Raw genomic sequence first — 15,763 nt, forward strand, 5'->3', positions numbered from 1 at the left:
TGCTCCAGGGCGTCGCCCTGGTGGGCATCGATGCAGCTCTCGGCTACCCGCGTGAACGCAATGTCAAAAAGTTTTGACTGACCCCTATTCACTATTACCGCGCAGCAACAAGTCACCTTCGGCAAAAGGCAGGCAGCCCCCGCGCCAGGCCACAATTCTTGCCTTCGCCTCACGGCCCGGAAAAGCCCGCCACACAGGCCGCCGGTGAATTCCGGGAGACGGTCCCCGCCTGCCCACGGTGCCGCTCCGCTTTATCGCCTCCCGGATCACCGCACACCCCCAAACCACCGCCCGCAGGCGGGCCGGGAAAGAAGGCGCATCGGGTGACTCTCCAGGTGAAGCGAGCATCACCGGCTCGCGCCGCCGCCGGGGAGCCGCCGCGTCCGAGCGGAACCTTTTCGACGACCGACCGCTATTCCGCTCGACCCACCGGCCCTCCCGACGGCCAAGAGCACCTATGGGCTTCCCCCATGGCAAGACCCCTCGGATCAACACCACCATTCACGCACCGACCCCTTTCAAATTAGCTCTAACAGGAGTCTTTTTTGTCAAGATTTGTCGCCTGACCCCAGTTTCCCCGCTTTATCGCCTCCCGGATCACCGCACACCCCCCAAACCACCGCCCGCAGGCGGGCCGGGAAAGAAGGCGCATCGGGTGACTCTCCAGGTGAAGCGAGCATCACCGGCTCGCGCCGCCGCCGGGGAGCCGCCGCGTCCGAGCGGAACCTTTTCGACGACCGACCGCTATTCCGCTCGACCCACCGACCCCCCCGACGGCCAAGAGCTCCTATCGCTTTTGCCCATGGCAAAATCCTTCAGCTCAATGCCACGATTCACGCGTCCACTCTTCTGATATCCCCCATGCCAAGCCGATTCTCGACAGAAGGTGTGTCCACGTATCACGACGAAATCCTCGCTACCAAGATCCTCCCCGTAAGGCCATTCCGCAACGAGCCGCGAGCCACCAAACGAGTGTAGTGCTCCCTCGGAAGTTGGACAGCCTTTAGTGTTATTCAGGCTGCGGATTTGCATAGGTCTTGGTTTCTCTGGTTAGGTGTCTTGTAGTTAAGGGCCTGATGCGGTCGGTTGTGGTTGTAGTGGTGGATGAAGGCATCGAGGGCGACGCGAGCCTCGGCGATGGAGTTGAAGCGGTTGCACCAGCTGAACTCCTCCTTGAAGGTCTTGATGAAGCGCTCGCAGAGGCCGTTCTGCTTGGGGGTGTAAGGGGTGATGTATTCCTGGGTGAGGCCGTAGTCCCTGACGACGGCCCGGAAGCTCCGGGAGCCGAACACCAAGCCGTTGTCGTGACGAAGCAGCATGCCCCGTGGCGCGCTGTGCAGCGTTCCGAATCTGTTGAGGAGGGCTTCTTCCAGGGCTCGTTCCGCGGTCTTCGCCTTGCCGGTGAGTTCGAGGGCGTGGCCGAGGACCTCACGGGTGCAGCAGTCGATGACCGGGGCGAACACGCACCATCCGTCCTCGCCGCAGAAGATGTTTCCAAGGTCGGTGGCCCAGCGCTGGTTGGGTGCTTCGGTGACGGATATGTTGGTTTGGACCCGAGGCCGGCTGCCGGTTCTTCGCTTGGGCAGGGTCCAGCCTTTGAGCTTCATGATGCGGTGGACCTTCTTCCGGTTGACGGGGATGCCCTCGACGAAGCGCAGGCGGCTCCAGGTGCCGCGAACACCGAGGAAGGGTTCTGCCTCGTGGAGGGCCTTGATCCGCGAGGCGAGTGGCTCGTCGACGGCTGGGGGCTTGGGATCCTTCGGCTCGTAGTAGGCAGTGGATCTGGGAAGATCGAACCAGTCGCAAAGCCTGGTGACCGAAGGTTCCTTGCCCGACGCGAGGAGGGTGGCTCTGACCGTCTTCATGAGTTCACGTCGGGATAGGGCTTTCCCTGAATGTCACAGGCGATCTTGTAGGCCTCCATCTGCATGGTGAGGTCCCCGATCTTGGCGAGGAGGTCCTTTTCCTTGGCCTTGTGCCTGGCTTCCGCGTCGCGCGGGTGGGAGCGCAGGGCCTCGGTTCCCATGTCGATGAAGTCGGCCTTCCATTGCTCGACCTCGCCGACGGTCAGGTCGTGGGTCCGGGCCACTTCCGCAGCGGTGGTTTTGCCTTTGATGATGTCGGTGACGACCTCGGCCTTGCGGCGGGCGGTCCATCGCTTGATCTCCTCGGGTTGTTTTTCGTTCATCGTGAGCCTCCTTTCGACCAAGGGCGCGACCCGGGGCGACCCGCCCCAGACCCCGGCAAGCTGTCGTCAGCTTGACCACGCCCGCTGGTTTTCGGTTCTGTTTTTGCCAGCCCCACGGAATTTCGGAAGCTCTTATTGCCTGTCCAGTTCCTGAGGGGGACGCTCCACGAAGGCCCAAACCCCTGCCTTACCTCACTGCTCCACGGCACCTTTACGTGCCGATTCCCCACAAGGAAGGAGGTCGAAAACAGGCTTAATCACGCGCCATTCTCGCCTGACCCCAGTTTCCCCGGTCACATTCCACCCTGACCCCAATTTTCTCCTGACCCCCATTTTTCAACTACTGTATTTGTCGTAGTCAGATGAAAAGATCGAAAACCTTGACTGGCTCTATTCCCCGAGCCGAGGAAAGAAATCATCAATATCGCACAACTCTTCTTCCGAAGCTTCCTCATCCAAGTAGAATCGATCCCCATTATTCTGCCGGACATGCAAATAGCTTGAGATACCAGTTAGCGCACATGCCAAGACGTGCATTGAGGATGTGCTCTCGGCCGGCAGAGGTTGATGGGGCACTAGCGGGTCTATCGACCATTCACAATACCACACTTCTCCGACTTTATATGGAGCTCCGATTTCAACTTGAAATTCGATCAAAGAATCCCCTCTTCGGCACCAGAGCCTACACGACGCCATGACGTTCCTCATTTTAAATAAGAGAAAAGCACTTTGCTCATTCAGCTTCCAGCTCCAATAGCGCATGCTACAACCACGCCTCCTGCCGGGCCTGTTGTCGCCGTTGCCACAACAATTGCAGCTCCTGCGCCAACTACACAATAGCACACTATCGCCTCTTCAGTTGCTGCGAGACATGCTCCGTAAGCAATTTGGCACTTTGAAAAGCAGAGCGCTTTCTTTACAGTTCGTCGTCCCGGAAGCGCTCGGCATCCGTCATTGCATGCCTCGAATTCCCGTTCACATTCCGCTGCGGTTTTCAACCCGAGCACATCGTATAGATTAACTGGGTCGTTCAAAGAAAAACGGTATAGATTATCCAGCTCTTCATCGGTCGCTGCTAACTCCGCCAATTCACCGGATAGCGTATTGCCTATGGAAATGAAACCCGGTTCTCCAATCGGGTCCCTAGATGGCCACCTCCCTGTCACCGGATCGTAGTGCCGGAAGCCGTAGTAGAGAAGGCCCGTTTCTGAATCGAGCGGCTTCGTCGAAAATCGATATCTGAAAAATCCCGTCGTGTCGGTGCTCACCAGCAGGTTGCCGAAGGGATCGTATTCGAAGTGGGACTGCACGGCCACCCCGGGCTGATTCCCGGAGGTTCCCGGGTCCGCGTCATCCACATACTGCAGATACTCGCTCACGTTCCCGTTGCCATCGTAGGTCGGGTAATACACCGGGTCGCCTGTGGCCGACTCGTCGATCATTGCGAGCAAGCCGCCAACGCCGCCAGCTCCCTGCATGGAACCACTCAGATCCATTCCCCAAACATAGGTCCTGTTCAGCGCCGTTCCAGCATATTCTGCGATCACATTCCAACCGTCGTAAAGATACCAGGTCGTCGCGCTTCCCACGGTTTTGCTGATCCTGCGACCCTGGTAGTCGTAGGTGAATCTCGCCTTGGTCGTGCTGCCGTCCTTCACTTCGATCAGGCGGTTTTCCGCATTCCAGATCAGAGTGCCGGTGTAGGCGGTTCCTACCGCCGATGTCAGAGCAGCGCTACGCAGCCCTCCCTCCGTCAGATTGCCGTCTAGATCGTGCTGCGGACTGGCACTGCCAATGGTGCCATACTGGTTCAGGGAGTTCGGCATATAGTTGATCGCCGTTCCTCCGGAGGAAAGCGCCGTGCCGACTCGCGACTGAGTGCGGTTGCCGATGCCGTCGTAGGTAAAGTAGCGGTCCTCGCTACTGACCTTGTTGCTGTCCGCGCTGACCACTTCACCCCGGCTGTTATAACCCCACAAATGGGTCGGCGGCGACACACCGAATGCACTGCCTGCGGTCTCCACCCCGGTGCGCTGACCGATGTCGTTGACGCTGTAATTGGTCGAGTTGACCGAAAAATCATAGTCAAACGAGGACACCAAGATAAGTCCATTGTCCTTGTTCTCCTTGAGTGCCAGCACGTCACGGTCTGGGAACCAGGTGTTGTTCACGGTATGCACGGGACTTGTCACCGTCCCTATCAGGTGGGCGGAGTTGCTCACGTTGTATGAGTAGTCGAAGGCGTAGAGTTTCCCGCTGAGATTCGGCACGCCGGAGGCGCTGATACCCTGCAGGCGGTCGATGTCGGCCTCGTAATGGTAGCCCACGCTGTGGTCGACGGTCGGCGTCACGGCACCATCGTGCAGCACAAAGCCGGAGGGCCGACGGTGGATGGTGCTGCCGCTGCCGTCCTCGTAGTTGCGCTCAATCACGCGCACCAGGTCGCCCGCGTCCTCGGTGTCGTCGTCGCCGTTCAAGTCATAGGCGACCGTCTCAGTGTCCAAAAGAAGATCGGCACGGTAAGCGTAGTCGTGGGTTCTAACCCCTCCCTGCTCCACCCAGTCGATCTGCCCATTGTGGGTGTAACCGTATTCCAGCCCCGGAGTTCCATCGTTGTAGGCCACGGTCTCGAGACGCCCGCTGCCTGGATAGTAGGTGTAGGCTGCCTTGAGGCGGGCCTTCGAGGAGGTCGCGGGATTGCCACCGTCAATGTCACGCGACCACTCACGGGTTTCGAGGCGGCCAGCGGCCGTATAGGTGTAGTCTGTTCCCTTGCCGCCACTGTATTCCTTTCGGTCCAGCCAGCCGCGATTCAGATCATACTGCCATTCAGTCGTCGCACTACTCGTACCATAGGTCGTCATGGTCGCCTGCCGTTGGGCGTAGTCGTAGGTATAAGTGCGTCGATAGGTCTGCCCACCACTGATCTCCTTGATGCCACCATGAGAGAAATAGGTGGTGGCCGTTTCGTTGGCGAGGTCCTCGCCGTCTTCATCCTCGGTGTTGGGTGAGTCCGTCAAGGTAAGGCGATTGCGCAGGTCGTAGGTGTAGGAAGTCGTCCGGCTCCCGGGGAGGGTGACACTTTTCACCGCATCTACGGAGTCGTTCACGTAAGCCGTAATGGTCGTGCCGGTGCGATCGGTCACGTGGGTGGGGCGGTTTTGGCTGTCGTAGGTGGTGTAGGTCGTGGTCGCAATCGCGGTCGTGCCACCGAGCTTGAAGCGCGCGATGGTTGCGGTCAATCCACCGGTATAGCTCGTTTCAGTAAAAGCTCCGGTGGGATCGCTCTGCGTCACGGTCCAGCTGCCAGCACCTGCCGTGCCGAGTTCGGTCACACTCGAGGATTCTTCCGAGGTGCTGCCGGGATAGGAAATCGACCAGCTACCGAGACCGGTAACGGCCCGGTCCTGATGACTGAGAACCGTCTCAACCGGCGTCTCGTCATCCGACCAGACCGAAGTAACGGTTCGCATCACCGTTTCTCCATGGGCGGAGACTGGATAGGTCTCGGTATTGGTCACCGTATCCACGCCGACATCGATGGTGTCATCATCATCAAGATCAATAGCAGCCGCCGTTCGCTCTCCTTCGTCATTGTAGGCAAATAGCGTGGTGACTCCGTCGGGGTCCACGGATCTCACCAACTGGCCAAGGCTATTGTAGAAGCTCGACGCCGTGCCCCCCACCGATGTGCCGGGAGCATACACAATATCCGTCTTGCGGCCGGCGTAGTCGGACTTCGTGCGCACCTTTTCCCGCAAGCTAGTTCCATCCACATAGGAGCGGTCCGTTTCAAGTCCGGCAGTGCCAACAGCGTAACTGTAGCGCATTGAGGGAGCAAGATCTCCGCCCGTCTGATAGGTTGTCCCATCCAAAAAATATTCTGTGGTCTGGGTCGGCTGGGCGCTGTCATCCGCTGTCTGAGGAGGGCTCACCACTACTTTCCTTGAAAGCCCCACACCAGGTTGGTAGGTCGTGACGCTCGCGGTCTTCACCATGCCTCCGTTCTTCGCTTCCCGGCTCCAAGATTCCGTCGCAGTTCCGGCGAGATTGCTCACCACACTCCGGGATACTTCGTTCGTCGCGGACGCGAAACTGGTAGTGGATGAGAATCCCGTCGATGCCTCGGAGTAGCGGTGAGTCGACTGGGTCAGGCCATTGTAGACCACTTCGTGCGTCACATTCAGACGGTTGGATTTGACCACCCTCCGCAGGTCATCGTGTGCATAGCGAGTGGTAATGCCGTACATGTCCGTTTCGCTCTCCAGACCGCAGCAGTAGTAGCTGGCACTGGTCGTGTAAGCGAAGCCGCCACTTCCATCGAAAAAATACCCCACTGCTGTCGGACGCCCGAAATTATCAAACGATGTCGTGGTCTGTTCGTGCAGGGTGAGCTGGTCTTGTGCCGAATTCCCACTGACCGAGGTCACCACTTCGCTCTCGAGGTTTCCGAAGGCGTTCTCCGTGCGCACTGTCTTTGTCCCCTCCACGAGACCTGTTCCGGCACCATTTGCCGCTCCATCATAGATATTTGTCACCTTCGATCCGCTGATGCGGCTGTAGCTATAAATCCTCACAGTACCATCCGGGTTTGTCACTTTCTTGGGTTGCCGACCGAATGGCGCTCCCAACGAGTAATATTCGGTCACGGTCTCCAGATAGTTCGTATCGTCAGTATAGACACGGCGAGTCCGGGTGTCGGTTCCTTTGATCTCAACGACTTTTGAGAGCACGTTGGCGCCTACTTTGCTCGTGGTCGTCCGGGCATTGCTCGCCGAATCCCACTCGATGACCTTTGTCAGTCCATCCACATCTCCAGCGAACGGCGTCACGATCGTGTGCTTGTCAGGCTCATAGGTGTGAAGCTCCTCGTAGCCGTCATAACGGGTCATTTGCTTGAGCCTCGCGTAACCTTCTTTCGTCCCATTCGGGCCGGTTTCTTCTCCCAGCTCATAGTATGACCAGGTGGTCGTCAGCTTCGCACCATCTGGGTCCTGAACCACCGAAGTCAGCTCGTCGCCCCACGGGTAGTATGTGTAGATTTCCTCCTTATCAGATACCACTTCGTAGGCGATTCCGTCCGACTTTCGTTCCTCAACTGTAATTCGCTGGACCCTAGTTGCACCATCATCCAGACTCACCAATTTGGTCTCACGGCGAAGACCGTTGCCGGTCGTCATCACCCATTTGTCAGGTGTGGGCTCCTTATACTCCGTCACGGTTGATTTGGTCAATACATCATGGGTCACCTTCAGGCTGGTTACTCCAGCTGTGACTACATTCTCCACTGTCATCGTCCGGAACAAGGTGCCGTCACCTGCCCCTGTGTTGTGCATGAACTCCACCTTGAAAGCTTTTGCATCGTGCGCACTGCTAACCGCGCTCACCACCGCCTTGACGGTCTCGGTCTCAACCGACTGGAGATGACCGTTGCCATCCTTCGTCACCGTCATGCCATCCACACCCATTAGACCAAGGGCCGAAACTCCGGGATTGGTCAATGATTCCGTGTAATAGACGAGAGATGCCTTGGTATCCCCCTGATACGACACTCCCAGCCCGACGGTCACCCTGGCCGAGCCCGTAGCATCGCAGGAATCCGCACCGCCTAAACCACATGATTCGCAGCTTCCAACAAAAATGTACTCGCGGTCGCACAACCCGCCATCTCCGGAGCCTCCACTTCCTGAATCGCTGTTGTTGCAAAAACCCTCAAATACATACTCCCCGTCAAGAGCATCCAGTGACACTTCAAACTCTTTACTTTCGCTAGTTGAACCAGATGCGACTTCCTTTCCTTCCGATGTAATTGTAAAGGAATAGGTAGCGTCGTCACAAGCATCTCCCCCTTGGGTATCGTCAATCCCAGCCTTGGTCAGCTTAATCCTAATCTTTGCTTGTCCGGTCGAATCGACAAGTGCCTCAACCCGTGCCAAATCCCTTTGACCTGCGGGAAGCTTATTATCAGGAAGAATCTCAAGCGTGTAACAAGTACAGCACCGATCAATGGGCGGGTTGTTCTCGTTCGCCTTGCCAAGCGTCTGAAACAGCAACCCGAAACAGGCCGCCAACAAGGTCATCGCTTTTTTATTCATGATCATCTGATTCGTTTGAGATTGGCTTAAATAAGTCGTCTTGATGAAGCTGCCGATCAGCCTCCGTGCGGCTCTGTATTGCCAAGGCGCTCCAAGGCCGGCCCTGCCGCAAAGGAGAGCCTGCGGTTCCTTTGCTGGACCCTCCGCAGGAACGCAGCGTCCTCAGTCAAGCTGCCCATCTTTCCCAAAACGGCGATGGCGCTGATCCGCAGGTTTATGTCAGCCGCATCATCCGAAGCGAGTACCCGTGCCACGGGAAGTATCTCCCGGATTCCTCGCATCGCGCACAACTGCAGGGCACTGATACGGCAGAGCTTCTGGGTGTCGGATTCACGAGCCGCCTCCAAGATGCGGGAATCCAGATTCACCAGATGGTCAGCCATCTGCTCCTTCACGAGTTCATCCGTAGCTAAAACGGGAGAAGTGTCGAAACTGTGCAAGGCCATCAGCGCGGTGCCGCAATAGCTCTGATCCCTGCGACCTCCGGCATCGATCAGAGCATCAAGCAGCAGCCTCTGCCGGACCGGGTCTTTCTCATGTTTGTCGAAAGAGCCTCGATCCCCATACCAGCTCCGCATGTGCTGCACTGCGTAATCTTGAAGCGTTACATTGCCACTTTCACGGTAGAGAGCCACCAAGGCCGGGGTGAGCCCTTCGGGAGGGCGGTTCTGGCGACGAAGCGCAGTAAGCACGCTATCCTGCAGCCCATACCATTGCCCAGGGCTGCAATCCTTCGTCTTGTTCACTCCGATGAAATCCAACACGACCTGAAGATCACGCCCCTCAAGGTTCCGCGACAAGCTCCGCAAGGCATCCATTCGTGCATTAAAGCCGACCGATTCACGTCCTGTCAGCACCTGCACGTCTTCAGAAAGTGGCTCTTCAAAATCAGGATCACTTCCTTGGAATACCGTGGGGTCCTCTACGACTGTGACCTGATTTTCAGGCTGCGCAGTCCTGCCGGAGAGCCACAGCAAAGCCCCTACCCCCAATATCAGGGAGGCGAGGATGAGAAGAAGGCTGGTTTTCCGATTCGGGCGCATGGGTGTCAGGAGTGATTAATGATCAATTCGCATTCAAATCAGGTATCAGCGTTGGCCGATGAGATTGCCCTCTGCACCGTGCAGGTAGAGGCGGTGGCAGACGCTGGTGAGCGTGCCCTCCGGAAAGTTGAACATCACAAAGGCGATTCCATTCGAGTCAAAGTCCTCGGCGGTAAGGACCTTGGTGATCGTGCCATCAAGGAAAGTCACGCCAGCCACGAAGATCTCCAGGCGGATATAGCCGCCCGGGGGCAGATCCCCGGCCACAATGCTCATCCGAACGATCTGATCGCCATTCGAGAAGGTCTGGGTGAAATTCATGTCACCCGTCTCACCGGTACTATAGACCTCGTAGCCTTGAACCAGTCCACTATCGATGATGGCGCCGTCTTCTTCGGTACGGGCAATCACCCGGCGTTCTTCACCTGAGAATGGATCCACACGGAAGAGACGACCACCTGTGACGGGGGGGGCGAGTTCGACAAAGCCCAAACGTGAATCAGCTTCGACGTGGATTCCCTCACCGACGAGCGGCATTCCCCAATCACGAGGACGATTTGCAAAGACCATGAAAGGATTGCCGAAGTCCGCATCTTTCACGGTCACAGTCATCTCTCCGTCATAGTAATTGTTCCCATGCCGACAATTCACCTCCACGGTGTGGTCTCCCGCGGTGTCGAAGGTGTAAGCGTGCGGGTCGGCCGCCTTGAAGTCGGTGGCAATCTCAACACCATTGATGAAGAGGGTGACTTTGATGCTTTGCGGGTTCTTGTTAATGCCGTGGATACCGGTGAACAGCATGCTGTCGCCCGTGCGAATGGTCACGTCGTCCGCATGGAGCACGTCGGTTTCCTTCCAGAGCACCGTGCGTTGGGTCGTGTAATTTTCGTCCTCAAAGCCGAAGTCAAGGACCACGGGGTTAGGATCATCACCGGGTGCATCAGGAGCTAAGTCTACGTCGGCATACCAAGCGTTCTCCACCCCTTGGACGGGTGCGATGACCTGACCATTCGTGGATATGGACAATTGTTCGAACCAGCGGGCCTTGCCCTCGATGCAAACCGGTGACACTGGACTTTCGACAGCGCAGACGGTCACGGCATTTTCTGAGGCAAGTTGGTTCCCAAGCCAGTCTGGAACCCCATCGGCGTCAGCATCCAATCCAGCTGGCGACAACAATTTGAGGGAATCAATCTGTAGAGTTCGCCTGGCCTTGTGGTTGTCATTCTCAATCAGAATGCTGTGAGTACCGGCATCAAGCCAAGGCGTAATGGTTTCGATCACATCCTGACCACCAAGAATCGAACGCAGGGCGAAACGACCCAGACGAATGCCGTTGATAGTGATGACTAACGGAATCTCCTCAAGCTCTCCCAATTCACCTCGGGCACGACCCGCCAACTCCAGAATATACACCCCGGCAGTGGCGACATCGAGGGTGTAGGTCACGGATCCGCGACGAATGGCCCCGTAAATACCTCCATCCTCATTAACGATCCAGTCACCCGAATGTTCCGTGTGGGAGGCCGGTGACACTTGTGTCGCCAGGACCGGGGCAGAGATATCAGCAATCAAAGGATCAGAGCCGTAGGAGTAAACCTCACTGTGGTCATCGACGCCGTCGCCATCGGTATCGGCATTGGTGGGATCGGTTCCCAACACCCATTCGTCATGATTGGTAAGCCCGTCTTCGTCGTAATCTCCAAATTCGCCCTGCCGCTTGTCCATTCGGCCATTGTCGTCAGGATCCAGTCCCTTGGCCGTTTCCCATGAATCCGGAAGGTAGTCGTCATCGACATCATCCGCATCCTTCCCATAGGAGACCAATTGGGCGGCAGGTATCAAATCGCGCTCACTCGTCACACCGGTCAGTGAGTCGGTGTATTGCCAGGCCACTGCCACGTGGTCATATCCTGTGCGTTCCTTGTGCAGGATCTCGATGAAGTATTCTTCACCAGCAGCTAGGTAGATCCTTTCAGAGCGTTGGCTCAAATAGCGGTCCCATTCTCGCGGCGTAGTCCAACCGAAATCAAACAGATCGTCGAACACTCCATCTCGATGCAGCCATGAGATCCGTCGCTTACTGAATTTGCTCCCGTTGTCGGAGAGCCAGAGTTCACAACCATCGTCCCCAGCAATCCAGAAGCGGTAGTAACCATCCACCGGTGCGATCACTTGTCCGCGGATTCTCTGACCGTAGCTATTGCTGTGGTTGCCGGGAGCTTCGCTGGAGGCGAGCGCATCAGTGAAATCGGGCATTTCGAGAAAGTCATCAGAGCTTGTCAGTTCATCCACTCGTCCACCCCCTACATTATACCAGACCTCACGCAGTAGTGTACCGGGAACCCCAATGGCCTGCATGGGGTTACCTCCCACTTGATATTCGCGGAAATTGCTGAGCCGATCACCATCGGGGTCTCCAAACTTGCCTTGACCATTCGCACCTGTGGTGGCGTCAAGCCCCATCTGGATCTCCCAGTCATCTGGGAGGTCGTCGTTGTCGACATCGTTCGCGTGACCCTCGTAGCTGGAAAGGTATGGCGAAGGGATCAGACTACGGTCTTCACTCGGTGGCTGCCAAACCAACGAAACAGGCGAAACGCCGTCCCCGCTACCTTCTTTGTGCAACAACTCAATGTAATACCTCTGACCGGCGACGAGTGACACCGAGGCGGATTGCTGGGAAGCATCCACATCATACTCTTGATAACCGTAATAAGAATCCGGGGCGACGATGAGCTGCTTGTTGAACTTGTCGTCATCCGTGCTCAGCCAGAATTCGGTTTGGTCATCGCCCGTGAGCCAGAAGGTGTAGTCTCCGGTTACTGGTGCGGTTACGTAGCCTTGAATCCGAGTTCCCGTGTTACTTCCCAACCCCCGGGAGCCTTCACTTGTATAGATTAGGCGACGATAGTTGGCCGATTCGTGAAACTTCGGATCCGCATAGAGATCCTCAATCGTTCGGCCGGGAACATCGGTCCAAACAGCTTCGGCAAGCGCCCCCGGATAGCTATTGGGGACGGTTGGGTCGGTTCCCAGTCGGCATTCTAGCCAATTGGCGACCAGATCACCATCGGGATCACCAAAGGCACCGCCCGATACGGGATCGTAGGCCGCGCCAGCATCGAAGCCAAAGAGTTCTTCCCAGTCGCAGGGCATGTAATCGTCATCCGGATCATCGGGATCCAGAACAAAGCTCTCGAACACCGAGCTCGGCACCAGTTGACGAGCCTGCATGCCACCTACGGGCAAGTTTTGATTTCCAAGCACCTCGACCTCGGCAAGCGACAAAACCTCATCACCTCGGCGACTTGGGCCCAAACGCTCGACACGTACCGTTCGCGCGGTCGTATTGAGGGGCAGATCCCATTTTGAGAAATAGGGAGCATAACCTTCGGTGACATAAAAATCTTCATGGGCAACCTCCGCTCCCGAGACATCGAGCAGCACGATGCGGTAGTTCGACAAACGGTTCTGTCCGGAACCTGTGCGGTTGTAAATGGCTACCCGATTGACCGGCCGGTCCGTCCCGAGATCCACCTCCCACCAGTTGCCGGAAACATTTTCCGTGTGGGTAACGCTTCCACCACTGTAGTTTCCGTCTCGATTGCCGTCGATCGCACGTGATGCCTCGCCATCGTATGCGGTGGTCGACTGGCTGACGGTGACTCCTGGCTCCTGAGTCCAGTTGGTGAGGTATCCCAGAGACGTGGCGTTGGACAAGCCGGATAGACTCTCCATGACTTCCACCTATCACCGAAACGGGATACCGCTCGATCTTCGCGCCGGTCGGGATCTTCGCCGACGGCACGACACCGGAGGAACACATTCAGGGTCTGTTTCCACAGACCGCTCAGCTCGCGCTTCTGTAAGCACCCGCGCCGTCGCATCCAGCAAGTGGATGCGACGGCCAGGCGCGCGGCTGCACTCGCGTTTGCCGCGCGGCGGGGAAGGTCTTCCCCCCTTCCCCGCACCCCATCCCCCTCAGAGCCTTCGAGACGCGGGCAGACGGTGCTTTCGAAAATTCTGGAGCGGTGTCTTGATCGCTTTCACGAGCGCGGCGCGTGGCCAGATGCCATCGAATACGATGGCATGATCGGTAGCGCACTTCATTCCATTTGGTGAATTCACGACCTTTAAGGCATGCTCCAAAGGAATAATGGCACCCCGCGGCTCCAGCTCCCCGGACTCCGCAGCCCGGATCAGTTCCGCAAGATATTCCCTGACAACAAGTAGTAGAATCGACACATGCTTGCGATCATTGCGTCCGGTTTGATCAAGCGTGGCCAAGTTCGCTACCTTCGCTTGGAACAGCGTGAGAAGCGGAAGCACTCGGCAAATCAACCATTCGTTATCCACCTCGAATTCCAGCTCGACCGCTTCCGCCGAAAGCTCTTTGAGACCCACGCCCACCACACTTCGGAGCACGTCGATCTTGCGATCGACTTCTCCCAGCTTCACCACCAATTGCCCAACTACTGGACTGCGTGGACCTGAAAGACGATAATCGCCGCCGAATTGTTTCTTCAATCCGGCAAGCAATGCCTGGGTGCCGTAGAAATCTAGATCCTTGCTGGTAAGCGGAACCCAATGCATCATCGCGTCTCCCAAGCGGGCCTCGAAAGCCAATGCCCAAAGATGAACCGCGTGACCGCCAACCACCAAAGGAAGCTCGCCATCAACGGCCGTGCTCAACACGTCCTTGAAGTCCCGAACCTCCGTGTCGCAATCGTCTGCCTCCTTCATTTCTGCAGATAGGCCTTTTTGGCATATCCAATCAGATCACGGACCCGCACGCGGGTGTTCGGTGGCAGAATAGCATTCTCCGACTGCAATGCCCTTGGAGTGATTTGGGCTGTATGCAAGCGCTCGGCATCGCGAGCGACTTCGCTGCGGTGCTCGCGGTCAAGCTCCCTGAAGGTGACAATTGGCGTGGACATCCCTACCCAAGAAAGCCATCCAATCTCCCGATTGTCAAGAATGGGAGGGATCTGTACACGTCTACCCCACCCTTACACGGCCTGCCGCCCATCTCCCTAAACCTTCGATTAAGCGATTCGGCCAAGAGAACCCAAAACACACCTCAGCAAAGTAGCAAGTTGCTAATTACTACTTTCTTCGGCCATCCTGAGCTGTAATTTCGGCCACTGCTCCCGAAAGGCCCTTGAGGTTTCCGAAGTCCAATGCAGCAAGTGCCACCTTCAGCAAAAACGACGTCGGTGCGCGACGGCCCACTAGACCAGCCTTCCTGAGTCCATTCTCAAAACTTTCCAATCGCTCCAGATCTTCCGGATGGAGGGAGATGCTGATCTTTTCCGCTTTCCCCTCCCCACCCCCATTTTGAGGAACCACTACGCTCAGCGCAGGCTTGGCCTTCGACGCAGAACTACGCGCTTTTTTCACAGGCTGTTCGATGCCCGCCGTTTCCATCCGGGATGAAACCTGGACAGCAGCCGGCGGCTTCTCGACCGAGGCCTTCTGGGCTTGCTCTGTTCCCGGAGCCGAGGACGATGACATCATCGCGGCCAAAGCCTCCTTAGCCGCGTCCCGCTGGTTCGATTTGCTCATGATACGATTTCTATGGTGAGTTTGAAGACGGCCGTCTGAGTTCCTGGATCCATCGCCTTCCAGCCGAGGAGCACGGAACGCTGGATCGATTGTCTATCCGGCAGTGCATTTTGGAGAAGAGGAAGGCCCAAACCGGAAAGGATGCCGGGAGCATCCTGCGAAAAATTTGTCCCAGGACGGACGCAATTGAGCCCGACAAAAACCTTGGCACCTTTACGCTTAAATTTTTGCACGACCTCATAGGAGGCCCTTACAGCCGAGAGATCACCCGGTGAGGGTGTGCTCGGCATGATGATTCTGTCCGCTCGCTCAATTGCCGAGTGAACGCTCTGGTCATCGATGGCTGGCCGCGTATCGATCAGATGGAATTCCTGCTGCTCGGTTTTAGAAATCCCGTCGCGTTCCTCATCCACCCATGCGGAGATACTTTTCTGTGGATCAAGATCCTCGATCGAAACGGATTTACCTGCTTCCCTGAGCCCCAAGGCCGTTAGAAAACAGAATGTCGACTTCCCGACTCCCCCTTTACCATTGACGAATGTAATAGTCATTTCTTACCACTTTAGTAACTTGCCATCTTGCCACCCTACTATTCTACCGCTTCCCGGCCAGCTGTTGCTAATGTCACCATAAACCTCAGGCGATATTAAGGAAAGCCAAATCTTGCCACTTTATGTAAGTAGCAAGGTGGTAGGTTCACAAGGTGGCAGGTTCACAAGGTGGTAGGTTCACAAGGTGGTAGGTTCACAAGGTGGTAGGTTCACAAGGTGGTAGGTTCACAAGGTGGTAGGTTCACAAGGTGGTAGGTTCACAAGGTGGTAGGTTCACAAGGTGGTAGGTTCACAAGGTGGTAGGTTCACAAGGTGGTA

At 56.7% G+C, this 15,763-nt stretch carries 9 protein-coding genes; all 9 read right to left on the reverse strand.

The genetic code is table 11. The features are described 5' to 3' along the window. Positions 1-1,013: 1,013 nt before the first annotated feature. Complete coding sequence (locus tag ACFQY0_RS20130; RefSeq protein WP_379716477.1) at positions 1,014-1,865, reverse strand: IS3 family transposase; 852 nt, start codon at positions 1,863-1,865, stop codon at positions 1,014-1,016. Continuing rightward, positions 1,862-2,188, reverse strand: coding sequence for a DUF1153 domain-containing protein (locus ACFQY0_RS20135; protein WP_379716480.1), 327 nt, complete (start codon positions 2,186-2,188; stop codon positions 1,862-1,864). The genes ACFQY0_RS20130 and ACFQY0_RS20135 overlap by 4 nt, the downstream gene beginning before the upstream one ends. 737 nt (positions 2,189-2,925) lie before the next feature. Beyond that, positions 2,926-8,283, reverse strand: a complete 5,358-nt coding sequence (locus ACFQY0_RS20140) for an RHS repeat-associated core domain-containing protein (protein WP_379716482.1) — start codon at positions 8,281-8,283, stop codon at positions 2,926-2,928. Between the two features lie 56 nt (positions 8,284-8,339). Beyond that, positions 8,340-9,326 (reverse strand): hypothetical protein, encoded by a 987-nt coding sequence (locus ACFQY0_RS20145; protein ID WP_379716485.1) that lies wholly within the window; start codon positions 9,324-9,326, stop codon positions 8,340-8,342. Positions 9,327-9,371: 45 nt separating this feature from the next. Then, positions 9,372-13,067 (reverse strand): PA14 domain-containing protein, encoded by a 3,696-nt coding sequence (locus ACFQY0_RS20150; protein WP_379716488.1) that lies wholly within the window; start codon positions 13,065-13,067, stop codon positions 9,372-9,374. A 243-nt stretch (positions 13,068-13,310) separates the two neighbouring features. After that, a complete protein-coding gene (locus ACFQY0_RS20155; RefSeq protein ID WP_379716491.1) occupies positions 13,311-13,955 on the reverse strand; it encodes a hypothetical protein in 645 nt (214 codons plus the stop codon). Positions 13,956-14,068: 113 nt separating this feature from the next. Beyond that, positions 14,069-14,266, reverse strand: coding sequence for a hypothetical protein (locus ACFQY0_RS20160; RefSeq protein ID WP_379716493.1), 198 nt, complete (start codon positions 14,264-14,266; stop codon positions 14,069-14,071). Between the two features lie 169 nt (positions 14,267-14,435). After that, positions 14,436-14,894, reverse strand: a complete 459-nt coding sequence (locus ACFQY0_RS20165) for a hypothetical protein (protein WP_379716496.1) — start codon at positions 14,892-14,894, stop codon at positions 14,436-14,438. Continuing rightward, positions 14,891-15,445, reverse strand: coding sequence for a nucleotide-binding protein (locus tag ACFQY0_RS20170; RefSeq protein ID WP_379716498.1), 555 nt, complete (start codon positions 15,443-15,445; stop codon positions 14,891-14,893). The genes ACFQY0_RS20165 and ACFQY0_RS20170 overlap by 4 nt, the downstream gene beginning before the upstream one ends. Between the last annotated feature and the right edge of the window lie 318 nt (positions 15,446-15,763).

It is taken from the genome of Haloferula chungangensis (assembly GCF_042664875.1).
Classification (GTDB): Bacteria; Verrucomicrobiota; Verrucomicrobiia; order Verrucomicrobiales; family Akkermansiaceae; genus Haloferula; species Haloferula chungangensis.